Source organism: Vibrio sp. QJM3NY_35 (assembly GCF_057785915.1).
Genome location: NZ_CM173508.1, coordinates 1,087,342 through 1,112,523, shown reverse-complemented (window position 1 = coordinate 1,112,523; position 25,182 = coordinate 1,087,342). Strand labels below are relative to the sequence as shown.

18 protein-coding genes are annotated in these 25,182 nt (G+C 45.3%); 9 read left to right on the top strand and 9 right to left on the bottom strand.

Annotation, left to right across the window (positions count from 1 at the left end; genetic code table 11):
* The first annotated feature begins 168 nt into the window (after window positions 1-168).
* Together AC3CH3_RS20335 and AC3CH3_RS20330 are read left to right on the top strand one after the other, a co-directional pair.
* Entirely contained in the window at window positions 169-1,149 is a 981-nt protein-coding gene (locus AC3CH3_RS20335) for an AAA family ATPase (protein ID WP_488538250.1), read from the top strand.
* Between the two features lie 3 nt (window positions 1,150-1,152).
* Window positions 1,153-2,871, top strand: a complete 1,719-nt coding sequence (locus tag AC3CH3_RS20330; protein ID WP_488538249.1) for a cobaltochelatase CobT-related protein — start codon at window positions 1,153-1,155, stop codon at window positions 2,869-2,871.
* 159 nt (window positions 2,872-3,030) lie between these two features.
* Here AC3CH3_RS20330 and AC3CH3_RS20325 read toward each other — a convergent pair whose 3' ends face one another.
* Window positions 3,031-3,798 carry a TSUP family transporter gene (locus AC3CH3_RS20325; RefSeq protein WP_488538248.1) on the bottom strand — a complete coding sequence of 256 codons (768 nt, stop codon included), beginning with the start codon at window positions 3,796-3,798 and terminating at the stop codon, window positions 3,031-3,033.
* A gap of 66 nt (window positions 3,799-3,864) precedes the next feature.
* On the bottom strand, window positions 3,865-4,938 hold the full coding sequence (pta, locus tag AC3CH3_RS20320) for a phosphate acetyltransferase (RefSeq protein WP_488538247.1): 1,074 nt from the start codon (window positions 4,936-4,938) through the stop codon (window positions 3,865-3,867).
* Between the two features lie 154 nt (window positions 4,939-5,092).
* On the opposite strand from pta, the gene AC3CH3_RS20315 reads away from it, so the two are divergent.
* Together AC3CH3_RS20315 and AC3CH3_RS20310 are read left to right on the top strand one after the other, a co-directional pair.
* A complete protein-coding gene (locus AC3CH3_RS20315; protein ID WP_061038008.1) occupies window positions 5,093-5,881 on the top strand; it encodes an IclR family transcriptional regulator in 789 nt (262 codons plus the stop codon).
* Window positions 5,882-5,975: 94 nt separating this feature from the next.
* Entirely contained in the window at window positions 5,976-7,403 is a 1,428-nt protein-coding gene (locus tag AC3CH3_RS20310) for an NAD-dependent succinate-semialdehyde dehydrogenase (protein ID WP_488538246.1), read from the top strand.
* Window positions 7,404-7,683: 280 nt separating this feature from the next.
* Here AC3CH3_RS20310 and AC3CH3_RS20305 read toward each other — a convergent pair whose 3' ends face one another.
* Both AC3CH3_RS20305 and AC3CH3_RS20300 read right to left on the bottom strand, forming a co-directional pair.
* The gene (locus AC3CH3_RS20305; protein WP_488538245.1) at window positions 7,684-9,870 is read right to left on the bottom strand and encodes a malate synthase G; all 2,187 of its coding nucleotides are present in this window, start codon (window positions 9,868-9,870) and stop codon (window positions 7,684-7,686) included.
* Window positions 9,871-10,025: 155 nt separating this feature from the next.
* Window positions 10,026-10,979, bottom strand: a complete 954-nt coding sequence (locus tag AC3CH3_RS20300) for a LysR family transcriptional regulator (RefSeq protein WP_012600244.1) — start codon at window positions 10,977-10,979, stop codon at window positions 10,026-10,028.
* A 141-nt stretch (window positions 10,980-11,120) separates the two neighbouring features.
* Between AC3CH3_RS20300 and AC3CH3_RS20295 the strand changes: the two genes are divergently transcribed.
* Entirely contained in the window at window positions 11,121-12,719 is a 1,599-nt protein-coding gene (locus AC3CH3_RS20295) for an isocitrate lyase (protein WP_488538244.1), read from the top strand.
* A gap of 211 nt (window positions 12,720-12,930) precedes the next feature.
* On the top strand, window positions 12,931-13,509 hold the full coding sequence (locus tag AC3CH3_RS20290) for a hypothetical protein (RefSeq protein WP_029405644.1): 579 nt from the start codon (window positions 12,931-12,933) through the stop codon (window positions 13,507-13,509).
* A gap of 103 nt (window positions 13,510-13,612) precedes the next feature.
* Here AC3CH3_RS20290 and AC3CH3_RS20285 read toward each other — a convergent pair whose 3' ends face one another.
* Together AC3CH3_RS20285 and AC3CH3_RS20280 are read right to left on the bottom strand one after the other, a co-directional pair.
* Complete coding sequence (locus AC3CH3_RS20285) at window positions 13,613-13,987, bottom strand: cystatin domain-containing protein (RefSeq protein WP_488538243.1); 375 nt, start codon at window positions 13,985-13,987, stop codon at window positions 13,613-13,615.
* Window positions 13,988-14,263: 276 nt separating this feature from the next.
* Window positions 14,264-16,720 (bottom strand): M9 family metallopeptidase, encoded by a 2,457-nt coding sequence (locus AC3CH3_RS20280; RefSeq protein ID WP_488538242.1) that lies wholly within the window; start codon window positions 16,718-16,720, stop codon window positions 14,264-14,266.
* A gap of 427 nt (window positions 16,721-17,147) precedes the next feature.
* On the opposite strand from AC3CH3_RS20280, the gene AC3CH3_RS20275 reads away from it, so the two are divergent.
* Both AC3CH3_RS20275 and luxN read left to right on the top strand, forming a co-directional pair.
* Window positions 17,148-18,377, top strand: a complete 1,230-nt coding sequence (locus AC3CH3_RS20275; RefSeq protein WP_488538241.1) for an acyl-homoserine-lactone synthase — start codon at window positions 17,148-17,150, stop codon at window positions 18,375-18,377.
* A complete protein-coding gene (luxN, locus tag AC3CH3_RS20270; RefSeq protein WP_488538240.1) occupies window positions 18,370-20,976 on the top strand; it encodes a quorum-sensing autoinducer 1 sensor kinase/phosphatase LuxN in 2,607 nt (868 codons plus the stop codon). The genes AC3CH3_RS20275 and luxN overlap by 8 nt, the downstream gene beginning before the upstream one ends.
* A gap of 119 nt (window positions 20,977-21,095) precedes the next feature.
* Here the strand turns inward: luxN and AC3CH3_RS20265 are convergent, their stop codons facing one another.
* On the bottom strand, window positions 21,096-22,397 hold the full coding sequence (locus AC3CH3_RS20265; protein WP_488538239.1) for a serine hydrolase domain-containing protein: 1,302 nt from the start codon (window positions 22,395-22,397) through the stop codon (window positions 21,096-21,098).
* A gap of 104 nt (window positions 22,398-22,501) precedes the next feature.
* On the opposite strand from AC3CH3_RS20265, the gene AC3CH3_RS20260 reads away from it, so the two are divergent.
* Window positions 22,502-23,410, top strand: coding sequence for a LysR family transcriptional regulator (locus AC3CH3_RS20260; protein WP_488538238.1), 909 nt, complete (start codon window positions 22,502-22,504; stop codon window positions 23,408-23,410).
* Between the two features lie 147 nt (window positions 23,411-23,557).
* Here AC3CH3_RS20260 and AC3CH3_RS20255 read toward each other — a convergent pair whose 3' ends face one another.
* Together AC3CH3_RS20255 and kduD are read right to left on the bottom strand one after the other, a co-directional pair.
* Window positions 23,558-24,196 carry an RpiB/LacA/LacB family sugar-phosphate isomerase gene (locus AC3CH3_RS20255; RefSeq protein WP_019825123.1) on the bottom strand — a complete coding sequence of 213 codons (639 nt, stop codon included), beginning with the start codon at window positions 24,194-24,196 and terminating at the stop codon, window positions 23,558-23,560.
* A 53-nt stretch (window positions 24,197-24,249) separates the two neighbouring features.
* Window positions 24,250-25,011 (bottom strand): 2-dehydro-3-deoxy-D-gluconate 5-dehydrogenase KduD, encoded by a 762-nt coding sequence (gene kduD / locus AC3CH3_RS20250; protein ID WP_019825122.1) that lies wholly within the window; start codon window positions 25,009-25,011, stop codon window positions 24,250-24,252.
* Window positions 25,012-25,182: the final 171 nt, after the last annotated feature.

The following is a 25,182-nucleotide window of genomic DNA, read 5'->3' as shown; positions in this document are numbered from 1 at the left end:
GTCAACTTTTTATATTAAATTGGAACAATTCATTCTAATTAATAAAACTGGATCACATTATTGATAGTTTTTCGTACAAAAAGTGCCGTTAACTTAGAGTGAGCTGTTAATAATCGATGACATATCGCCCATCGCGGCAGTCATGGAAGCTATTAAGAGGGAAGAAAAATGAATGATGCGGAATTGATACCAACACAACCAATAAGTGTGAGAGAGTGTTTTGGCATCGACAGCAACCTAACCGTATTGGCGTTTGAACATGCGGGAGAGTATGTACCCAAGGTCGATCCTAACTACTGTTTTGATCCTGAAGTAACGCTAACGATATTGGCGGGGTTCGCCTCCAATCGACGCACGCTGATACAAGGTACACACGGGACGGGCAAGTCTTCTCACATTGAACAAATCGCCGCGAGATTAAACTGGCCATGCTTGAGGATCAACCTAGACGGACACTTAAGTCGCTTGGATTTCATAGGAAAGGACAGCATCGTCATTAAAGATGGAATGCAGGTGACAGAGTTTAAAGAAGGCATTCTTCCGCAAAGCATCCAGCAACCCATTGCTCTGGTATTAGACGAATACGATGCAGGACGACCAGATGTGATGTTTGTGATCCAACAACTCCTAGAACAAGACGGCAAATACACCTCTTTAGAACAAAACCGAGTGATCACGCCTCACCCTTCTTTCCGCTTGTTTGCTACCTGCAACACGCTTGGCTTAGGTAACTTCTCCGGTTTGTATTCTGGCACTCAAGTGCTTAACCACAGTCAGTTAGATAGATGGAACATCATCGCAACGCTCAACTATTTAGATCCACAACATGAAACTAAGATCGTGTTATCCAAGCTTCCAGAGCTGAATAATGAAAGTGGCCGACAACTGGTTGAGAAGATGATTGCGACCGCAGGATTAACGCGTAACGGGTTTCGGGCTGGTGATCTTTCTACGGTGATGTCTCCGCGAACGGTGCTCACTTGGGCCGAAAACATCCAAATATTCGATGATGTAGCGACGGCATTTAGATTGTCATTTTTGAACCGCTGTGAAGACGAAGAGAAAGAACTGGTTAGCGAATACTATTTCCGTTGCTTTGGTGAAGATTTAGAAACGCCTACTCAAAAATATTCACACTCGGAGTCGTAAACCATGGCCAATGTTTCTTCTCAGCAGAAAAAGATCCTCGACCTTGGCGTGTCTGTCGCCAGAGCGATCAGCGGTGAGTTGAGTCTAAATTATCGGGGAGAGCGACTCTATAAAGGCAATAGCCCCTGTTATTACCAGTCTGCACATACTAACGATCTCACCTTTGTTTCTCGTCATGAGTTGAAAAACAGCAAGCTTTCGATGCAAGGTAAGATCGATTCATCGGCATTACGAATCTTGCTTTCAGATGCTGCTCTTCATTACTCATTGCGACCGAAAAACGAAGTCGAACGTCTGTTATATGATTTCTGCGAACAGGTACGAATTGAATCGCAAGTTCCATCTTATCTAAAAGGTGTTACCACCAGTATTCAGTTCAACTTTGCGTATTGGAGCGACCAATATCATCAGAATGGCTTTACTGAATCACGAATTGGTATGTTGCTGTTCACACTGATGCAAGTCATCCACACCCGCTTAACCGGTGTCCCAGTTTCGGAACCGATTGCTGAAACCATTGAATCGACTCGCGCCGGCATCGTGCCTACCTTTGGTCACAGCTTTAAACGCTTAAAGCAACATAGAGCCGACCAACAACAGTTTGCACACTGCGCCAACGAGCTTGCAACCCTTGCACAAGAATTAATTATCCAAGAACAAGAAAGTGATAACTCGCCCACGCCTACGGTGGAAGAAGACATTAAGTTCCTTGCTCAGCTTGCCTTGATTGTTGATGGTGACATTCAAGATGAAGACGTCGATACCGACATCACAGGCAGTAGCAAGGTATTCGAACTCTCGGGTGCCAATTATCAGGTCTTTAATTCAGAATTTGATCAAGTCATCGCGGCAGACAAACTCGTCAGGCGCGCTCTATTACTCGAACTGAGGCAGAAACTCACCGATGACATCATGGCGAGACAAGTCAACACTCGCCGTTTAGCCGCTATGCTCACTCGCTTTGTTGCCACGCCACAAACGAACCGACGTCAGGATCATTTAGAAGAAGGTATTGTTAACGCCACTACCATCACCAAGCTCATCACTTCGCCATTGGATCGCACTGTCTTTTATCAACCTGATATCGGCGCATCTCATCAATGTGCCATCACGTTTTTGATGGACTGCTCAGGTTCAATGCAGAAACACAGTCACAAGCTAAGCCTACTGATGGATACAATTCTCAAATCCGTTGGACTGGCCAACATTCCATTTGAGATTATTGGCTTCACTACCAATAACTGGAACGGTGGCAAAGTCTATCGACAGTGGCTTAAACAAGGCAAACCGAAACACCCAGGCCGCTTAAACGAAGTTCGACATATTGTGTTTAAAGATTTTGATACCCATTGGAGACGCTCTCGCCTTGGCATTGCCAGCCTTCGTAAAGCAGACATCTTTAAAGAAGGGATTGATGGCGAAGCGGTGCAGTTCGCTAGTCAGCTGTTGCAACAGCACAGTGCGAAAAGAAAGGTTTTAATCGTGTTCTCAGACGGCTGTCCGATGGATACCGCCACCAGCACCGCCAACGATCAGTTCTATTTGGATAACCATCTCAAACAAGTGATTGAGCGTGAATCAAACAAAAACCATATCGAGATTCATGGTGTTGGAATGGGTGTCGATTTAAGCCCTTACTACCGCAGTAACATCACTTTAGATGTGCAAGAGAGCTGCCTATTTGGTTTATCTAGGAACATCTTCGAGATGCTAAAGCGTTAAAGTTTTTGTTTGGAGATGTACGCATTGACCAATGACGTTTCGGGGAGTTGTGAAGTATCGGCTAGCAGGCCGCTAGCCTTTTATCGGAAGGTTCTTAAGAGGTAGCAAGCAGCTAAGAGGTAACTAGGAAATAGCGAACAACTAAAAGACAGCAAGCAACTAAGAAATAGCAAGTAACGACCATGCAGAGACAGCCATCAAGTACCCACCAATCAACATCAACACAATAAACACCAGTTTTCTCAGTTGATCATTGGACAACGGTGGTGGGAAACGTCGAGCAAACATAGTGACAAGCGTCACCAGAGGAACAGCGATAGCAGATAACCACAGTATGCTCGCTTCCATGTCGCCTGCCGCGTAGACATTGACGGTACGGGACATTGACGTACAAGCGAACACCATCAGCAGTGTGCTTCGCACCAGATCGAGCGTAAAAGGTTGTCGATAGAGGTGATAAACAATCGGTGGACCCGCCATGCCAAACAACCCACCCGCTAACCCGGAGCTAAAACCAGATAACAAAAACGACACGGTTGCCGAACGTTCCTTTCTGGTTTTAGGTTTGAACATAAAACTCAAACCTGCGAATAACACCATCGCACCCAATAGTCCTCGGAGAATATTCGTGGCCGAATCGCTCAACTCGTCTAGCAAGAACACCCCCATCGATACGCCGGGGATAATACCGATGACTAACACCACCAGAATCTTGAGCTCCCCAAGTAAAGGCTTACCCATCAACGCGACCAAGCAATTGAACAAGGTCACAATACTGACCACAGCGGCTATAACGGGTAAGGTAACCAAATTAAGGCTGACCGTTAAACCAATCACGATGATACCGAGGCCAAAACCCGTGACAGTTTGGAAGTAGGTACCCACCGCAATAGTGGCAAGAATGGCGAGTAAAACAGGTAACTCCATTAGCAGTCCTAATTAGGTTGTTTGGGGTTTGATTTGAATATGAATATCAGCTTCAGAAGCTAGATTTTAGTATCTAAAATCAAAGATCGATTCTTCTCTTTTTTCAGAATCAGCCGCCGCGTCAGTCGTTGAATTTGGTATTTTCCCTTGCTGCGCTTGTACGGCAGTCACCGCAATTACATTGAAGATATCTTCCGCGCTACACCCTCTGGATAAATCATTGGCAGGTTGATTCAATCCTTGCAGTAACGGGCCAATCGCGACTGCGCCACCTAACCTTTCTGCGAGCTTATAGCCTATGTTCCCCGCTTCTAAATTGGGGAAAATCAATACATTAGATTGGCCTTTCACTTCTGAATCGGGCAGCTTTTTCGCGGCAATTTCAGTGACAATCGCGGCATCGAGTTGAACGTCCTGATCGACAGCTATTCCGGGACAACGTTGTTTCACTAACTGAGCGGCATTACGAACCTTATCGACTGATTCGTGTTTCGCACTGCCGTTGGTAGAGAACGACAGCATTGCCACTTTAGGTTCTTCCATCAACAGCGTTTGAGCACTGTTTGATGCCGCTACGGCAATCGATGCCAGTTCGGTTTCATTGGGGTTAATCACCAAACCACAGTCACTGAAAATCATGCCACCTTTAAGATTATGGAAAGGCTCGCACAACATCATCAGAAAGAAGCTAGACACCAATTCACTGTCTGGTGCTGGCCCAATAATCTGCAGCGCCGCTCGAACTACATCAGACGTGGTGTAAACCGCGCCATTGACTGTACCGTCAACCAGCCCTTCTCGTACCATCAAGTTGGCAAAAATCAGTGGGTCTTTGGCCTTATCCAATGCATCTTCATAAGTCATGCCTTTGGCTTTTCTTAGCTCATAGAGCCGTTCAGCCAACACAGCTTTGAGTGCTGATGTTTGTGGTGAAACAATGTGAATGCCGGCGAGATTAATGTGGTTCAACTGCGACGCTTCGATAATCGCCTTTTCATCACCTACTAGCGTGATATAAGCAAGCTGTTTATCTATCGCTAATCGTGCCGCTTTCAGTACACGAGGGTCTTCCGCTTCGCTCAAAATCACACGCTTACGATCTAAGTGCGCCTTATCAATAATCCGTTCAATTGCTTTCATTTTAAAATTCCATTTATTGAGATAAATTGTTCCATAATTTATACTTATATTATTGAAATAATAAAAAAGGTCAAATTTTATTCAGATAATTGAAGAATATTAATTTGGTATGTACACTCTTACACATAGACATATCGCAAGGATGAATCACTGTATGCAAACAGAAACACCACAAGTTCAAGGAGATACGCCCACTCTGCGACTTTTTGCACTATTAGAGGTGATAGCGCAAAAAGACGAGTTTATTTCCCTTCAAGGGCTCGTCGAAGAAACAGGACTACCGAAACCCACCCTGCATCGTATGCTGCAACAATTAGAATCCGCAGGCATCATTCAAAGAGACGGTGATGAAAAGCATTACAGCTCTGGCATTCGACTCAGAAAGCTGGCTGAAAACCTACTGTTCAACAGCACCATGCACAGTGCAAGACGCACGATTCTCGAAAACCTTCGAGCGGAAGTTGGCGAAAGCTGCAACCTAACCGCACTATCGAGCGGTGAGATCATCTACCTTGACCGTGCAGAAACCGAAGCACCACTTCGCTTCCACCTGCAACCCGGCTCTCGCGTTCCTGTTCACTGCTCAGCGACAGGCAAACTGTTTTTGGCGCACATGTCGAAATCACAGCGCAGAAGACTGATCGAAAACGTGCCGCTGACTCAGTACACAGTTAAAACCATCACCGACTACTCAGTGTTAGAGCAAGACATCGAAGAAGCGAAGATCCAAGGCTTTGCAATCGATGACGAAGAGTTTCTACCGGGTTTGGTGTGTATTGCTGTACTCATTCCATCGCCAACCGGCCAATCTAATCTAGGTTTAGCAATCCAAGCACCAGTGATTCGAGTAAAGCCAGATGAAGCGATTAAGTTCCTACCTGCTCTACAAAAAGCCGCGAAAGCACTGGCGAAGATAGAAGCAGACAACTGGGCGCAAGAATAGCCTTGGTAGGCTAAAGCGAATCATCAGCACTGCCATAGACATCAACTCAATAACAGCACCAACACGTGTTAAGTAATCATCAAGAAGGAATCACATGCTAGAAATTAATAACCAGCGCTTACTCTCTTTTATGGTGACAGAAGCGAATAACGCGGTTGCCGTGAGCAATCCAGCAACAGGTGAGCTTATTGGGCATGCGCCTATCTCATCTGAGGCGGAATTGGACAGTGCTATCGAACGAGCTCATATTGCGCAGAAAGAGTGGGCGAAAATTCCGGCTAAATCTCGCGCTGCAATACTAAAAGCTTGGCATCTACTGATCCTCGAAAACAAGGATGACCTTGCTCATTTAATGACGATAGAACAAGGCAAGCCATTGGCAGAAGCTGCAGGCGAAGTCGTTTACGGTGCAAGCTTTATTGAATGGTTCGCCGAAGAAGCCAAGCGCACTTATGGTGACTCGATTCCAAGCACTGCTGGGGACAAGCGTTTAGTGACGATCAAGCAGCCAATTGGCGTAGCATGTGCCATCACACCGTGGAATTTCCCGATTGCGATGATCACTCGTAAGGCCGCACCAGCCCTAGCGGCTGGGTGTAGTTTTCTTGTGAAGCCTTCTGACGAAACGCCACTTTCTGCGTTTGCTGTTGTTGAGCTGGCTTACCAAGCAGGTGTCCCTAAAGATCTGCTTCAAGTGGTATTGGGTGACAGCCCAGAACAGATTGGTGAGTTATTCACATCACACCCATTAATCAAGAAGATCTCTTTTACTGGTTCTACTCGCGTCGGCAGTATCTTGATGGCTCAAGCCGCAAAAGGTATCAAACGCACCTCGATGGAACTTGGCGGTAATGCTCCGTTTATCGTGTTTGACGATGCCGATATCGATGCTGCGGTTCAAGGCGCGATGGCTTCGAAATTCCGTAATGCAGGTCAAACCTGTGTTTGTGCTAACCGATTCTATATACACAGCAAAGTGCACGATGAGTTTGTGGCTAAATTCAACCAAGCGGTACAGCAACTCAAAATTGGCAACGGCTTAGACGCAGGCGTCAACATTGGCCCTGTGATCAGTGAAAGAGCGAAACAGAACATCCAAGGTTTGATTGACCGCGCAATTGAACAAGGTGCACAGCCTGTCACTCCAACTCAAGAGCTTGCGGGCTTGTTCATTCAACCTGTCATTCTTAAAGACGTGAAGCACGATATGGACATCGTTCAACAAGAGCTCTTTGGCCCTGTCGCTCCGGTTATGAAGTTCGACAGCGATGAAGAGCTGATCGAAATGGCAAACGACACCATTTATGGTTTGGCGTCTTATTTCTACAGCCAGAATATCCACCGAGTGTGGAAGGTAGCAGAAGCACTTGAGTACGGTATGGTTGGTATTAACGACGGCATCATCTCAACTGAGGTTGCACCTTTCGGTGGGGTTAAACAGTCAGGTATTGGCCGTGAAGGCGCTAAAGAAGGCATCGATGAGTACATAGATATTAAGTATCTATGTTTCGGTGGCAACTAAGCTTTGATGGGAAGTAAGTTTTGGTAATGACTGAGCTTCGATGCTAATTCGGTTTCATTAAGGGATAAGCTAACTACTCTCCACTTCCAATCTCAGCTCCCACATCTAACCAAAAACCAAAAAAAAGCCGCGCTATAAAGCGCGGCACCTTGGGCTCGGTTAAAGGGGGTTTCTTTTTTTAGTATTTTTCTTTCTCTGTTTTTATTATTAGACCACTTTGCTATTTCAGTCATTTAGGCTTTTTGTGCTTTCGCTTATCTGCGATTTAGCACTTTCCGACTCAAGTACTCTGCGCTTTCAACTTTAAACGCATCGCGTGTAACACTGGCTCGGTATAACCACTAGGCTGAGCACAGCCTTCAAATACCAACTGACACGCTGCGGAAAACGCAATGCTGTTTTCGAAATCAGGCGCCATGTTTTGGTAGCTTGGATCCCCAGCATTTTGCTCATCAACCACGGCTGCCATGCGCTTCATGGTTTTCATTACCTGGGCTTCCTCGCAAATACCGTGACGTAACCAGTTAGCAATGTGTTGGCTTGAAATACGCAGCGTTGCGCGGTCTTCCATTAATCCTACATCGTTGATATCAGGCACCTTCGAACAACCTACACCTTGGTCAATCCAACGAACTACGTAACCAAGAATACCTTGCGTATTGTTATCCAATTCATTTTGGATATCTTTAGCAGTCAGCTTTTGATTACCTAGTAACGGGATAGTCAGAATATCGTCAACGTTCGCTCTCACACGCTCACGAAGCTCTTTCTGACGGCTTGGTACACTCACCTTGTGATAGTGCAGCGCATGCAAAGTCGCGGCGGTTGGAGAAGGAACCCAAGCAGTATTAGCACCCGCTTGTGGATGTCCGATTTTCGCATCCATCATCTTCGCCATGTTGTCTGGCTCTGGCCACATACCTTTACCAATCTGGGCTTTACCTTGCAGGCCACAAGCTAAGCCAAGATCAACGTTTTGATCTTCGTATGCGCCAATCCAAGTCATGGTTTTCAGCTGTGTTTTAGGCGCAAATGGGCCCGCTTCCATGCTGGTGTGAATCTCATCACCGGTACGGTCTAGGAAACCTGTGTTGATAAACACAACACGATCTTTAGCTGCACGAATACATTCTTTAAGGTTAACCGAAGTACGACGCTCTTCGTCCATGATGCCGACTTTGATCGTGAATCGATCTAGCCCTAATGCATCTTCAATGCGGCCAAACAATTCATTAGTAAACGCTACTTCTTCAGGGCCATGCATCTTAGGTTTTACGATGTTGATGCTGTTCGCGGTCGAGTTTTGGTAAGGGCTATTACCCTTTAAATCATGCATCGCGATGAGCGAGGTAACCATGCCATCCATGATACCTTCAGGCACTTCATTACCTTCAGCATCAATAATCGCAGGGTTAGTCATTAGGTGGCCCACATTGCGTATGAACAACATGCTGCGACCTTTAAGTGAGATTTCACCACCCGTCACACTGGTGTATTGCCGATCGGGGTTAAGATTACGAACAATGGTTTTACCGTTTTTCTCTAGCGACTCTTGAAGGTCACCCTTCATTAAACCTAACCAGTTTCGGTAAGCCAATGCTTTGTCTTCACCGTCAACCGCAGCAACCGAATCTTCGCAATCCATAATCGTGGTCAGTGCCGATTCCACCAGTACATCTTTAATACCCGCCACATCGACGCTGCCAATCGGCGCACTCGGGTCGATTTGAATTTCGATATGAAGGTTATTGTGTTTAAGAAGAATGCACGAAGGTGAACTTGCGTCACCTTGATAGCCAATGAACTGGTTGCTATCTATGAGAGTGACTTCTTCACCGTTATCGAGTGTCGCTATCAGCTTATTGCCGACGCTAGCGTTACTGATGCTGTATTTGGTGACGTCTTTATGAGATACACCGTTTAATGGCGCTGCGTCATCAAGGAACTCACGAGCATAAGTCACAACTTTAGCGCCACGAGCAGGGTTAAAGCTTCCACCCTTTTCCGCGCCATCACTTTCACTGATCACGTCCGTTCCGTAGAGCGCATCATATAGGCTGCCCCAACGCGCATTGGCTGCGTTAAGTGCAAAACGTGCGTTCATGATTGGCACCACAAGCTGCGGCCCTGCTTGTGTTGCGATCTCAGGTTCTACGCTCGCTGTCGTCACTTGAAAGTCATCACCTTCAGGAACCAAATAACCGATCTGCTGTAAGAACTGTTTGTACTCCACAGGATCTAGCGTTTGCCCAGCACGCTCTTGGTGCCAAACGTCAATTTGATGTTGAAGATCTTCACGCTTGATAAGTAATGCGCGATTTTTTGGAGCCAAATCTTCAAGAATGGTTGCAAATGATTGCCAAAAGTCTTCAGCGACAATGCCTGTTCCAGGAATCACCTGCTCATTAATTAATTGGTAGAGGGTGCTATCAATGTTCAAGCTTCCCTGTTGAATACGACTGCTCATAAAATCTCTCTCAAACTAATTGATGGCTACTCAATAAATTCTCGTGACTAGCTCAAATTTACTTTACTTATTTAAACTTACTTAACGGACATGAATTTAGCTAATTTATGACGGTTATATTGAATATTCATATAAAAAATACCCTACAAACTGTGTTATTCCGTCACTCCACTCTCGATTTCGTTAGCGACACTTTTAATCAAACGACGCATCCACTGATGGTCTGGATTGGTTTGTAACAATGGACTCCACGCCATCTTCACCTCAAAGGGTTCAATCGCAAATGGCGCAGGCTTGATCAACAATCTAGGGTTATTGCGCTGCAGTTGAGCTGCTTTGGTAGGAATAGTCAGGATCAGGTTCTTCTGTTGTGCGAAGAGAATCGCCGACAAGTAGTGTCGCGTAAACACCGTGATGTTACGGGTTTTACCAATGCGCATTAATGCCTCATCTATCCAACCGAGCTTTTGTGCTTCGCTTGGGTTGATCCCCACTCCCGTTCCCATACCCGTCTTACTTACCCAAATATGTTGCGCCTTTAAATAAGACAAAATATCGAAATTGTCGGCTATCGGGTTGTCACAACTAAATAGACAAGAAAACCCGTCGTGCCAAAGGCTCATCTGGTGAAAAGACTGAGGAATATCGTCAAATCGGTTGATAATTATATCAACGGTACCTTGCTCTACATCCTGATAACTCACGTCACTTGGCGTCATGATATCCAGTCGTATTTTCGGTGCGATCTCACTTAGCCTTTTCAGAAGAGGTTGAATAATGGTCGACTCTGCATAGTCACTCGCCATGATACGAAACACGCGTTCACTGTCTTCTGCATTAAACTCTGTGGTCGGCTGCAGTGTCTTCTCTACATTCGCCAAGATGTTTCGAATCAGTGGCTGCAACTTATGCGCGCGCTCGGTCGGTATCATCCCTTCACTTGTTCTTACTAATAGCGGATCTTCAAACAGGTCACGCAATCGGCGAAGGCCATTACTCATCGCTGGCTGAGTAATACCCAATTGATTTGCTGCTCGTGTAACGTTTCTTTCACGTAGCAACATGTCTAAATACACAAGTAAATTAAGGTCTATACGAGCAATATTCATAAGAAAAATACCGAATATAATAACTATAAATTAACAAAATTATCACATACATGATTATTATTTGTCCATGGTTAGATTTAATCCAAATCAAATGACCTCGCCAAATTGGCCAACATGTCCACGTGAAACTAAGGAATAGTTATGTCGCAAATTACACAAGATATCGAAATGATTGAAGTTGCAAAAAGCGCTGCTGGTGCTCCATGGGATGCAATTAACCCTGAATCTGCTGCTCGTATGCGAGCTCAAAACAAATTCAAAACAGGTCTAGATATCGCGCAATACACGGCAGATATCATGCGTGCGGATATGGAGGCTTACGATAAAGACAGCTCTCAATACACTCAGTCTTTAGGTTGCTGGCATGGTTTTATCGGTCAACAAAAGCTGATTTCTATTAAGAAGCACTTTGATGGCAAGACAGATCGCCGCTACCTATACCTTTCTGGTTGGATGGTTGCTGCACTTCGCTCAGACTTTGGTCCACTTCCAGACCAATCAATGCATGAAAAAACATCGGTTGCAGGCCTAGTAGAAGAACTATACACATTCCTGCGCCAAGCTGATGCACGTGAACTGGGTGGTTTATTCCGTGAGCTAGACGCTGCACGTGAAGCGGGCGATGTTAACCAACAAGACCTTATCCAAGACAAAATCGACAATCACGTAACACACGTGGTGCCAATCATTGCAGATATCGATGCAGGTTTCGGTAACGCAGAAGCGACCTACCTAATGGCTAAGCAGATGATTGAAGCGGGCGCATGTTGTCTACAAATTGAAAACCAAGTTGCCGATGAGAAGCAATGCGGTCACCAAGACGGCAAAGTAACGGTTCCACATGCTGACTTCCACGCAAAACTTCGCGCACTTCGTTACGCCTTCCTTGAACTAGGCATCGACAACGGCATCATTGTTGCTCGTACCGATTCACAAGGCGCAGGTTTAACAAAAGAAATCGCAGTAGTGAAAGAGCCGGGCGACCAAGGTGACATCTACAACTCATACCTAGATGTTGAAGAGATTGATGTGGCTGATATGGCTGAAGGCGATGTTTGCTTCAACCGTGACGGCAAGCTAGTTCGACCTAAGCGTCTACCTTCAGGTTTATACCAATTCCGCCAAGGTACTGGTGAAGATCGTTGTGTATTTGACTGTATCGAAGCTATCAATGCAGGTGCTGACCTACTTTGGATTGAGACTGAGAAGCCACACATCGGTCAAATCAAAGAGATGATGGACGGCGTACGTGAAGTACACCCTAATGCGAAACTGGTTTACAACAACTCTCCATCATTCAACTGGACGCTAAACTTCCGTCAGCAAGCTTACGATGCGATGGTAGCAGAAGGTAAAGATGTTTCGGCTTACGACCGTGCAAGCCTAATGAGCGCGGAATACGATGAAACTGAACTGTCTGCAAGCGCTGACGAGAAGATCCGTACATTCCAAGCAGACGCATCACGTGAAGCGGGTATTTTCCACCACTTGATTACGCTACCGACTTACCACACTGCTGCGCTGTCTACTGACAACCTAGCGAAAGAGTACTTCGGCGACCAAGGCATGTTGGGTTATGTTGCGAATGTTCAACGTAAAGAAATCCGCCAAGGCATCGCATGTGTTAAACACCAAAACATGTCTGGTTCAGATATGGGTGATGACCACAAAGAGTACTTTGCTGGTGAGAACGCACTAAAAGCTGCAGGTGAAGCGAATACATCGAACCAATTTGATTAATCGCTAACGCTAAAGCCTCCCCCGTCCTTCTCTCTTACTTAGGTAAGATCCGGGGGAAGGCTTTGAGATAAAGCTTGTACTGCCAGCTTTATCTCAAAGCCTCAGATTTGTGTTCCACACCACGGTTAACCGAACAACTTCTGTTTAAGCTAACTGTATACATATTTGTTCAGATTCCTATTTGTTGAGATTCTTTTTTTTGAGAGTGCCTATGACTTCAATACCTACACACCTACAAGATGCAAAAACACTGTTATCAGAGAATGGTTTCGCGACGGGTGATACTTGGTATCACGGCACATCTTCCGCTTTATTGGCTTCTATTCAAGGCCAAGGCCTAAAACGCTCTGGTGACAAAGCGCTCAACGAAGCAGCTTCAAAAACCATGGCGACCATTGGTAACAACTACACCGAATCAGTTGAACCAGTGTTTCTGACCCAGAGCAAAGAACTGGCGTACTACTGGGCTCAACAAACCGTTCGTGAGCGAGGCGTTCGCTTCGAAGGTGAAGAACAACCTATCGTATTAGCGGTAAACCTATCGGAAAAGCAACGTGCTAAAGTAAGACCGGACGTAGGCGCAATGAGCCTGTTAATGATGAGTGTGGGCGAGCAATTCATGGCTCACATGGCTAAGGTTTATCAAGAGAACAACATCGCAGGCCCTGATATTGAGCTTCGCACTGCTGATCGTATGGATTACTTGAACAAGCTGGGAATGGCTTATATTGATGAAGACATCAGCCGAGCTTGTGTTCAGGAATTAGCTGAGCCCGAGCTGGCCGACTGAAATCGTTCAATAAATCAATCTTCTTAGAAACAAAAATGGCTCCCAATACGGAGCCATTTTTATTTGCTATCAGCCTATCCCACAAGATACAAGCACATCTAGATTATGAGCACAGAAGACCTTTCTGTGCAGGTTGCGTCATTTCGATGTCACCTTGTAGAGAACGGTAAACGATGGTGTTCCACACTTCACCATTATCCATTTCAAACTCAATAGCGTAATTCAAACCCGCGACAACCTGAGTTCGAACACTCAAGATCTGTTTGAGCTCAGCTGAAGTGTTCATTTGACCAAGAACTGCGTTTAAAGCTTGCTTAGCTTCTGGTGTAATCTCACTTTGCGACCAACCACCCGTCAGGTTCTTAGTGCTACAGATCGGATTCGTAGTCTCTTGTGCTTGTTCTGGAACCGAAGATTTCTGACTGCACCCTGCTAACGCAGCGACACTAAATATGGTTACCAATAGTACTTTCTTCATAATTTATCTCTACCTCTATCACTCGCGATAGGTTACTCGCAATGATGTTTCATATGCAGACAAGCTTAAACCTCGAATGTCATCACTTCATCAGAGATTATGGTGTAACTACTCTATAAACACAGAAGATTGTCAGAAAAACAAAGCCAGACACTGATGCCCGGCTTTTATCCGTCTACTTTATTGATATTTAACCATTTAGTTTGGTGACGTTGTCGTTAATGCAGTTGAGGGCAATACCTATTTTTTAATGCCAATTACCTAACGCTTGTTCTGTTAGTGAAAATACACCAACATCTCGACATCATCCCCTTGCTGCTCTGCACTCAGTAAGAAGTGTATATAGCCTTCTTCTGTTACAGGAATTTGCAGGTACTCATTGCTACCATGGTAATCAGACGCATAGTCATGCTGCCCTGCTGTTGGCCAGTATGAATGACTAGCGAACAGATCAACGTTACCCGCATTCGACTGTTCATTTTCCGCATTGTCTCTCTTATCGTTGAGCCACACTCGCACTTCTTGTACACCTTCTGGTACATAGACAGCGGCATAACGTTGTTGGTGAACGGTAAGCACTTGAGCCTGACCGGACTCCAATACCACAGGCGTTAAATCATCTTGCTGTTGAGTTGGAGGCGTTGGCGTTTCTGTGACTACCGATGCCGTTAGCGACACCTCATTAAAATCGGTACGCCCCGTAACACTCATGTAGTAACGACCCGACTTGATGTAACCCGAAGGTTCTTGTTCAAACGTCACCACTTCATTGCTTCCATTACCGTATTGGCTGAATTCAAAATCGTAGTAATGTGCAGGTTTGTTGTAGCTCATGTAGAGGTCAGCATCACCTTGAGTTTGCCCCTCAATAGACGCTTCAAAATGCGTCGTGTTCTCTGGAATATCAACATAGAACAACTGCTCACTATACGCCTCGCCACTCAACAACACACTTTGGTTTGCTGCAAGCACTATGGCTTGGTCTGTTGGTTGCGTAGGATCTGTCGGTTCAGTGGGATCAGTTGGTTCTGTAGGCTCTGTGGGTACACTTGAAACCGAGTCTAACCAACGCTCAAACTCACCATTGTATTGCTGCCCTAGCACTTTTACTTGTTGTGCCCATTCGGAAAATTGGCCAGTGCGAGACAATGCCAATAAACCTTGCACCTCTTGAGGATGCTCTTCCAGCATGAAGCGTACCGCCAAGTATCCCCAGCGATATATACGATTGGAGTCATGGGAGTAAGTGGTCGCAAGCACATCCGACAGACTCATCTTCCCGCTGCTAATCAAGTTTATCGCCGCATCGTAGCCTTGTTTGTAATGCATAAATTCGGCAAAGCCTTCTAACCACCACACCACATAACCATGTGCTAGGTTGTCGTTGAATGAGCCGTATTGGTTAAAGCGTGCATCAAGATAGTGAGTGTATTCATGCTCTAAATTGAGAATAGAAAGCTCATCACCATTGGCGTAGCGATAAGCCACGAAACGCGCCACATTACCGACTTCTGCTGGATTACCCTCTAAATACTGCCCGCCATTGTCTGTGGTATTGCCAAACAAGAACGATGAATAATCAATGTAACTGCCTTTGCTGCCAAACACCGCGACTTCTACTCGCTCGTTGTTATCATCAGCGACAGGTTGTTGACCCGTATTCACGACTTGGTGGAAGTCGGCCTCTTTGGCAGCCAACACATCACACGCCTCCATCGCTTGTGACTCCGTAAGATCTTGAGAGCGAATAATCGCAGGTCCTTGGCACTCATAGCGATTAGGAAGTACACGTGTTGCCAAGTCGTGTTTCGCTTGCTCTAGGTCTAACCCATTCAAGCCTTCTGGTGCGAAGTAACTCATCATTTCAACGGCCGCTAGCCATAGCTTATCGTGCTCGCTGCCCAGTGGATTTTGCGCCATTATTTGCTGCATAACCCGCATCGCTTTGTCTTTGGTCGCTTGATCCGGACTGGCTAACAAACGGCCTGTTTCACGCACGGCGTTATAAACCAGAAAGCTCGCATCCGTATCCAATGCCCACGTGTTATCACGTGCAAAAGTCGCCAGCGTATCAATGTGTTGGGTGTGATTTGCCATGTAATCGTAGAAGTCATCTCGAACGGCATGCCCTGCCATTGCTCGAAACAGATTATTAAGACCATCGACCCATTGTGAATCCAGCGCGGTTTCACGGTTAAAGTGATTAAATGCCGCAAGTTGCGCATCCATGGTCAGTGGAAGTTGCTTAACATTATCGACCATCAGCGTCAGGCTTTTCATTGCCCCAACTTGCTCATGGCCTTGATCGAATGCACTAGGGTTCGCCAGAAAAGCATTAATAGATTGAGCGAAGCGCTGGCTTAACGCCTCGGAAAAGTCCTGCGCTCGCGCGTTATAGCGAACGTAATAAGCGGCGCGGACAAATTCGCCAAGGTTTTCAAGTTTACGAGCCTGTTCAGCATTACCTCGGTAGCGAGCGATTTCTAAATTCAATGCTACTTGAATACGGCTTAGGCTCGCTTCGCTATAGATATTGCTTAACGAACTCTCTTGAGCAGAGAACCAAGCGCTATAGCAACTGTTATCTGCAGATGAGACAGCGAGAGCAAGGTCAGACGCCTGCTGAAGATCAAGCACCTCACACTGACTTTGAGCAAAGGAGAAGCTGGAAACACTGGCCAGCATGCAAGCGAGAGCCAAACGGTGACGTGGAAATAAACGGTTATGAGACATACAAAACTCATTAGTTAATTATATATTTCGGCTCGCCGTTATATTCCTTACGATTAACAAGGTGAATTCAGTTGCGTATGATTTATGAGCTTGGTTCAAAAAATAGATATTTTACGTTAATTTATAAATTCAAAGGATTATGCTCAATTGATACTGGTCAGACTCGGATCAAGGTTAGGCTCTAAGTGGTTGAGAATATTCTAATTTAGCAACTTATAAACTAGTAAATGTTCTGTTGTTAAGGGGTTGTGCAAGTAGTAAACTTGCGTTCTATTATGCAACTTGTTTTAAAAAAACAATAGACACAATTAGAGTTACTCAATCTCAACAAGGTAGCTTTATATCAAATAACTTAATAACAATTCGTGTTTGGTTAACGAGTGCAAATCTAATAAAAATAATTATATAAACCTAGGCTAGGTTAAACATGAAATTAACGTCGTCTTTAGTCTCACTGTTGGCTAGCAGTCTGGCTATCGAAAAGAAACAACACGCGCTTATCGAGCTCGTCATCAGCACTTATCAGCCACAACAGCGCACTGAGCTTTTTCAAAACGTGACTGAATATCGTAGAAGCCAGTTAGCATTGCTTTTCCCAGAACATCACAACAAAAGCTACTCTGTATTGTTTGAGGTGATGGACTACCGCGATCTGATTCTGCGCTATCCAAATACACTATCTGCAGAGATTGCTCTTCTAGAGCAGGCCGTAGGTCAGTGCTATATGCATTGGCTAGATTTCTGGTGTGAGTGTGAAATTGCTGCGATCAAAGTAAAATCTCCATTAAATTCAAGCTCCATTTCTCATGTCGACCTCCCTATCAATGACAGTGCTTATTACGGTGCGGTCATCGAACAGATAGAGCATGAGCCACTTTTGGTACAGACACCGAGTCACCCACAAGGAATGCCAATCTGCGATGCCATTGCTTTAAGCAACCTTGAGGTTTTCATCAAGGGTGAAAAATGGTTTGAGATGCTGCCTTTATTACACCTTTCTCAGGCAGGTAAGCATTTTATTCTGCTCAAACATCCAGTCGATGAAGCCTTTCCGACACTGGTTTCCTCTGCGCTGATTCAAGACTGGTCTAAGAAGGACACTTGGCTAAGTTACGCACCGCCGTTCAGCAATGAGCAATGGCAATACTGCTTACCAAATCATGGTTACGATTCACTTTCAGGGTTACAGCTATTCACCCCACCGATATTGTCAAAATGTGATTCTCTGCCAAAATTCGATAATCAGTTTCAGTTACAACTATCCGAATCTCGAGCCATATGTGAAGTTCTGCGCTTAACCGTCAGTGGAAATACCCAACAAAAACTCTACTTCCTCTATCTCGCTCAAAAAGAGCTGATGAGCGTCTTACATCAAGTTGGCTACAAAATTGGTTTCACCATCATTGAACAACCTTTCATGCTTCAGTTTTATCAAACCATTGATTCCAATGCATACTTCCATGCTGGGTATTGCGAAATGAACGATGACGGCACCACCATTTACCGTGGCTTTTGGAATTTCGAATTGATGGTAAAAGCGTTCAATAATGTCGATTTTCGGAGCTACAAACGCGCAGTGCGAGAGAGTAGAAAGTCATTAGAAAAGTTGCGCTCGGCAGGAAAAACTAGCTCGGCAAAAAAGGATGAACATGTTTGATTTCGGCCTTGAGGCGATCATCTATGCAAAAGCAATCACCCTGCTTGCAACCGTGGCTGTGGTTGTCATGTGGTTGTTCTATTACTGCTATCGCCTGAAACAGAAGAACGAAGTGATCGCAGGGACACACCATGCCCCTTACATCGCGTATTCGATCTGCATTGTTGCGTGGATCAGCAGTAACGCTTATTTCCATACCGACTTATTACCGGAACTTGGAGCCTCGGCCGCCGTGTTCGCCGCAAAGTTTGCCAACCTCGCTTCTTTCTTTGCGTTTGCCTTTGCCTATTACTTCTCGTGTAAGCTCGCCGCTGAACAACGTAATGGTAAGGTTCATGTGTGGCAACAAGCCATTTTCGTCACCCTGACCGTCTACTCCTTCTTTATCAATTTAAGTCCGGGGTTAACCGTTGAACACGTCACCATTGCAGGCCCAAGCCAGTTCGTGATTGAGTTTGGCCCGCATACGCCGTACTTCTTCATTGGAATGATTAGCTTTGTTATCCTGACACTGCTCAACCTGATGGCCATGCGCACCAACAGCAGCAAGCTGACCTTAGCTAAAACCAACTACATGATCGCAGGCATTTTAGTCTTCATGCTGTCTACTGCGACAATCCACCTAGGCATGACCTACTTCTTACGTGATTTCTCGCTCACTTGGTTGCCACCAGCTTTGTCGATAAGTGAAATGTTGTTCGTTGGCTATGCCCTACTGACCTCGCGCTTCTTCAGCGTGAAATACCTTGCGTACATGAGCCTAAATGCGCTGTTGGTCTGTGCTATTTTGGTGATCCCTTTTGGCGCGATATTTATCCCGCTGACAGATGACAGTCAATGGCTCGTTGCTATCCCAATCTGTGCGATTATCGGCATCACTTGGCATGTTCTCTACAAACGCGTAAGCCACTACGCCTCCTTCTTTGTCTACGGAAACAAGAAAACGCCAGTACAACAGATCCTCTCACTAGAAGACGATTTCAAGCTGTCGATTGATGATGCCATGCGTCGATTAGGCAGCCTATTGCAGATTCCCGAAGACAAGTTGCGTCTGGTGAACAGCAACTACAACGAAACCTTCTACGAAGATTATCTGTCTACCAACAAGTCCGTTTTAGTGTTCGATGAACTGTCTCAGGAGCTTGATTACACCGCACCAGCCAAGCGCTCGATAAAAGCCCTGTATGACAAGATGAGCTCAAACGACACCGCTTTGGTGATGCCTTTATTTGGTCAGGGGAAATCGGTCACACACTTATTGGTCTCGTCACACAAGAGCAACGATAAGATGTTCTCTAACGAAGAGATCTCTGCACTGCAAACCTTGTTAACTCGTGTGCAAAGTACCATCGAAGCGGATAGACGCATTCGCCAAAGCCGAGCTCTGGCTAACTCCATTGCCCATGAGATGCGTAATCCGCTTGCTCAAGTGCAACTGCATTTCGAAGTACTCAAACAGCACATCGATAATCGAGCGCCAGCGAAACAGATCCTACTTGATATCGAGAACGGACAAGCTGCGATCCAACGTGGTCGACAACTGATTGATATCATCTTGCGTGAGGTCAGCGATAGCTCCCCTGAGCATGGCCCCGTCACCATGACCTCAATTCACAAAGCCGTAGATCAGGCAGTGAGTCATTATGGTTTTGAGAACGAAAAGATCATTGAACGAATTCGGCTACCACAACACGCTGATTTTGTAGCAAAGCTGAATGAAACCTTATTCAACTTCGTCATTTTCAACTTGATACGCAATGCAATTTATTACTTTGATTCTTACCCAGAAAGCCAAATTGAGATCAGTACCAACACAGGACCTTATGAGAACGTTCTGATATTCCGAGATACTGGCCCAGGCATTGACGAAGCCATTGCACATAAGATTTTTGATGACTTCTTCTCTTACCAAAAAAGCGGTGGTAGCGGCCTAGGGCTCGGTTATTGCCAACGTGTAATGCGTTCATTTGGCGGCCGAGTTGAGTGCCACTCTAAACTTGGGGAGTTTACTGAGTTCCACCTGTACTTCCCGGTGGTGCCCAATGCACCCAAAGCAGACGCACTTCGTACGCCTTACTTCAATGATTGGAAAAGCAATCAAACCACAACTGGAAACAAATCCAACGTAGAAGTTAAGCCAGATAACCAAGCGGAAACGCAAAGTTCAGAGCCAACAAGTACGCTAGCCCCAGAGAACCATTTGGCTCCAACCGTGCTTATCGTCGATGACAAAGAGGTACAACGCACGCTTGTTCAGATGTACCTGAGTCGACTTGGCGTAAATAGCTTACAAGCTAAAAACGGCGAGAATGCGGTTGAACTGTTTAGAACTCATCAAGTTGATTTGATCTTGATGGATGTACAGATGCCAGTCATGAACGGCTTTGACGCAAGCCAGATCATCAAGGCACGCTCACCCAATACGCCAATCATTGCTCTATCTGGCGAATCGGGGCAACGCGAACTCGACATGATCAGCAAGTTAATGGATGGTCGCCTAGAAAAGCCAACTTCATTGGATGCGCTGCAACATGTACTCGACAACTGGTTGAAGCAAGGCAAGACATCCAACGCTTCAAAGCAAACAGAAAACGAGTAGCGAGTCACTCACTTGCTGTTAGCTGTTAGCTGTTAGCTGTTAGCCATTGATAAAGAAAGGAACGCAAAAAGTCCCCTCAAGAACCTACTTGAGGGGACTTTTAACTTAGGCATGTACTGCTATAACGACTTAGCTAACGACTCAAAAGCTTCTAATCTCACCTTTGACTCTTCACGCGCTGCATTCGAAGCGCTCTCTGCTGAAGAGAAAGTTGCGATGACGACATTCTTGTCTTGGTTGATATACAAGAACTGACCAAACACCCCACGATATGTCGCAATGTTTTTGTCTGAGTCATGTACCCAAAGGAAATTTTTGTAACCCTCTAAGTGTGCATCAAAGACTTGAGCCTCAGTATCTTTGTAGACACTGTTCATCATGTGTCGATTTTCTTCTGGCGCAATGTTGAAGCTGTCTTTGACCCACTTTTCAGAGAAGACTTGTTGGCCGTTGTATTCGCCATTGTTGACCATCGCTAGCCCAACACGCGCAAAGTCTCTTAGCGTAGTATTGAAACCGCCAGTTGCGACTGGGTTGTAGTTCATGTCCGTCATGAAGAAGGCATCATGCTCTGTGCCGAGTTTGTTCCAGATGTTGTCAGCAATAAATTGATCAAGCGTTTGACCGGAAACGCGCGCGACAACCCAGCCAATAACATCAACGTTCGGGCTGTGGTATTCAAACTTATCGTTCACCTTTAAATTTTCATTCTGTTCAAACATCGCAGAGAAACTCAGCAAGTCACGAGGCTTATCTGTCTTTGTTGGGTCCAATGCCAGCAAGTCATAGGCTGGAATAAACCCTAATCGGCGGAAATATTCGAAATGCACATCACCCGGAGCCATGTTTACATAGTCTTCGCTGTAATCAATCGCAGAGGTCATGTTCAGTAAAGTTCGTAAAGTCTGCTCACCAAAGTGTGTGCCTTTAAGCTCTTCAATGTATGTGCTGACCTTTTTCTCCACATCGACCTTGCCTTGTTCAACCAACAAACCTAAAGCTTGTCCAACCAAAGATTTGGTACTTGAAGCCCACAGGTGGTGATCTCTTGCTGTGAAGTCACCAAAGTACTCCTCATGAAGTATCTTTCCATCTTGAATAATAATGTAGCCATCGGTGTGATCATTAATCATCGCATCACGAAAAGTCAGCTCTTCTCCGGCATAAATAAATTTGTGTTGAGCGACTTCCGCATTCAATGCTTGTGGGATATCGTTGATTGCACCATCTCGAGACACCATAACCGTTGGATGGATTCCCATGTTCTGGAAAGCCCATTTATTAAATGGCGCATGCGTCCAGTTCTCCAGTGTGACTTGCTCATTCGCTTTTGCTGGCACTGTAGACATAGGCTTGATATCCGCCATCGCGGTTGTCGAAAATAAGCCTGCAGTGACCAATGAAATAATCGACTTTCTCATCTGAAATCTCCGTTAACAATCTTATGTGTACGGATGTAGAGTACTTTGCTAAGTTCAAACATATAAATCCAAAATGTACGTCCAAACAGTACAAAGGTGATCAAATGATGATTTCGAATGAACAGGTGGCATGCTTCACCAGTGTCTATGAACTTCAAAGCTACAGTGCTGCCAGTAAAAGATTGAATAAAGCTCGCTCTACGGTGCGAGAGAGAATCAACTCGCTAGAAGATTTGATGGGAATGGAGCTGTTTTCTATCGAAGGAAAAAAGGCGGTCGCAACGGACATTGCTCATCGTCTGTATCCAAGAGCACGGTTACTGGCGAGACAGTCGTTAGAGTTCGAAAACATAGCCTTATCTGCGTACAAAGGTGAACTCAACAACATTACCGTTTATCACGATAGCTTGATCCCTTGTCAGCTGTTGCTTAGCATTGAGTCTGAGATCAAGTCTCTTCACCCTCACATGCTTATCAACTGGCTACAAAAAGATAGAAACCACTGTTTACAGCAGATAGAAGACGGAGATGCCCTGTTTGCCATTATGCCTGAGATGGGCAACTTACACCCGAGCGCGGGGATCGGTAATATCAACCTTGGATCTTTTCAGCTGAGCCTGTTCACGTCCGTTCACTCTAGTATTCCAAACCGAACGATTTCGATTGCTGAACTGGCCACCTTTCGTCAATTGATCACTGAGAATGACATTGCCAACGAACTCAGGCATACCAAGATCAGTAGCGAGTTTGAAGTGGTCACATCACAAAGCCTTCTCATTGAAAAGTTAAAGCAAGACGGATGGTGTGTGTGCCCTCGGGAGAACCTAGCCCAATACATGAAAAGTGGTGAGGTACGTCAGATCGAGCTCCAAGAAGCGCCAAATATGATTCAGCAAGATTGTATTATGTTTTACAACTTATCGTCTAAAGCGTCTGAGCAAGAATCTCAAATCATCGAAGTGGCCGCTAAAGTGATTAAAAATCTGGTACTTCATAAAGATCCGTCATTCTGATGAAAGGAAGAAGAGAATGACGATCAAGAGCCAGGGTACGTGAGAAGCATAAAACCTGGCTCACAGAGCAAAAAATAGAAGAGGAGCTTAAACGCTCCTCTTTTTGTTTTCTATCTTCATCTAGCAGCTATATAACTCTTGATAAACTTAATCTAAAACTGAACGAACATAATCTGCAATGTCTGGGTTTTGGCAATGATCGAAGAAGCATTGTTGGAAACGCTCGCTGCCAACCGCTGTTTTCACGAGATCTTGGTCGATTGCTCTTAGCGAATCAATAAAGTTGTCTTTTACCACCGCCGCTTTCACTTCATTCAAAATGGCTGCATTACGCTGTTGTGGTTCTGCTCGTTCTAACGGGTAACCTTGGCCACGCTCACCAGTGAAAGCCTTTTCGAATATGTAACGAATATTCAGCTCACCAGCCCAGCCAAAGCCTTTAGCAAAAGCAAGAGCGATAGCATTGCCGTTGTTGATTTGGTTAAACAAAAAAGCATCTGATGGCTCTAGGCAGTAACCACAGACCACACCCGGATGCAGGTTCAGTGACATCAAAGCCCCTTGTCCTGTACCGCAACCAGTCACAACAAAGTCCACAGCCTTTGAGTTGATCAGAATGCTCGCCATGATACCGAGGTGGATATACGTTAAGTGGTGATCGTTCTCGTCTGTCATACCTAAGTTGAAAACATCGTGACCAATGCCACCCGCCACTGACTCTAGCTCAGCTGCAACCATGGCATTTTTACCTGCCTGACTGTTTTCCATCATTAAAGCGATTTTCATTTATCTTCTCCTGCAAGATTGCTGCAAACTCAAAATTTAGAATAAAAAACCAATTAGCGTGCTAACCAACCACCGTCAACAGCGATGGTGTAGCCGTTAATGTAATCCGATGCTGATGATGCTAAAAACACACAAGGACCTGCGATATCTTGCGGTTTACCCCAGCGTTCAGCAGGAATACGCTCAAGGATCGCTTGATTACGCACAGCATCTTCGCGCAGAGCTTGAGTATTGTTCGTTTCCATATAACCGGGAGCTATCGCATTCACGTTGATATTGTCTCGCGCCCATTCGTTCGCCATCGCACGTGTCACTCCCATCACTGCACTTTTTGAAGCCGTATAAGAAGGAACTCGAATGCCACCTTGGAATGAGAGCATCGATGCAATGTTAATGATCTTTCCGCCAGTACCTTGAGCCTTAAACTGCTTTGCAACGGCCTGAGACATAAAGAACACGGTCTTGGTGTTCACGTTCATTACGTCATCCCAATCTTGCTCTGAGAACTCAATAGCATCTTGGCGGCGAATAATTCCTGCATTGTTCACGAGGATGTCGACTTGGCCAAACTCAGCCAAAGTGCGCTCTATAATCCGTGGAATACACGCTTGTTCGAGAAGATCAGCACTGACGTTTAGGAACGTATGACCTGCTGCACTCATTTTCTCAATAGTCTCTTCAGGCTCTGTACGGTTAACACCGACAACTTTACAACCGGCTTCCGCTAGGCCTAATGCAATACCTTGCCCAAGCCCAGTGTTACAGCCCGTCACTATCGCTACTTTCTCTTCCAGACTGAATGACTCTAAGATCATGCTTGCTTCCTCAATTACATTGGATTCATTGCGTATCACTACCACCATTAATTAAATCATACAATAAGATGTAAATACGAGGGCGACATTGTAGAAGTTCGATCTTGAACCAAAATCAGTCTTACAGGTTGAAACGAGCACAACAAAATAAATGGATAGGATGGTGATTTG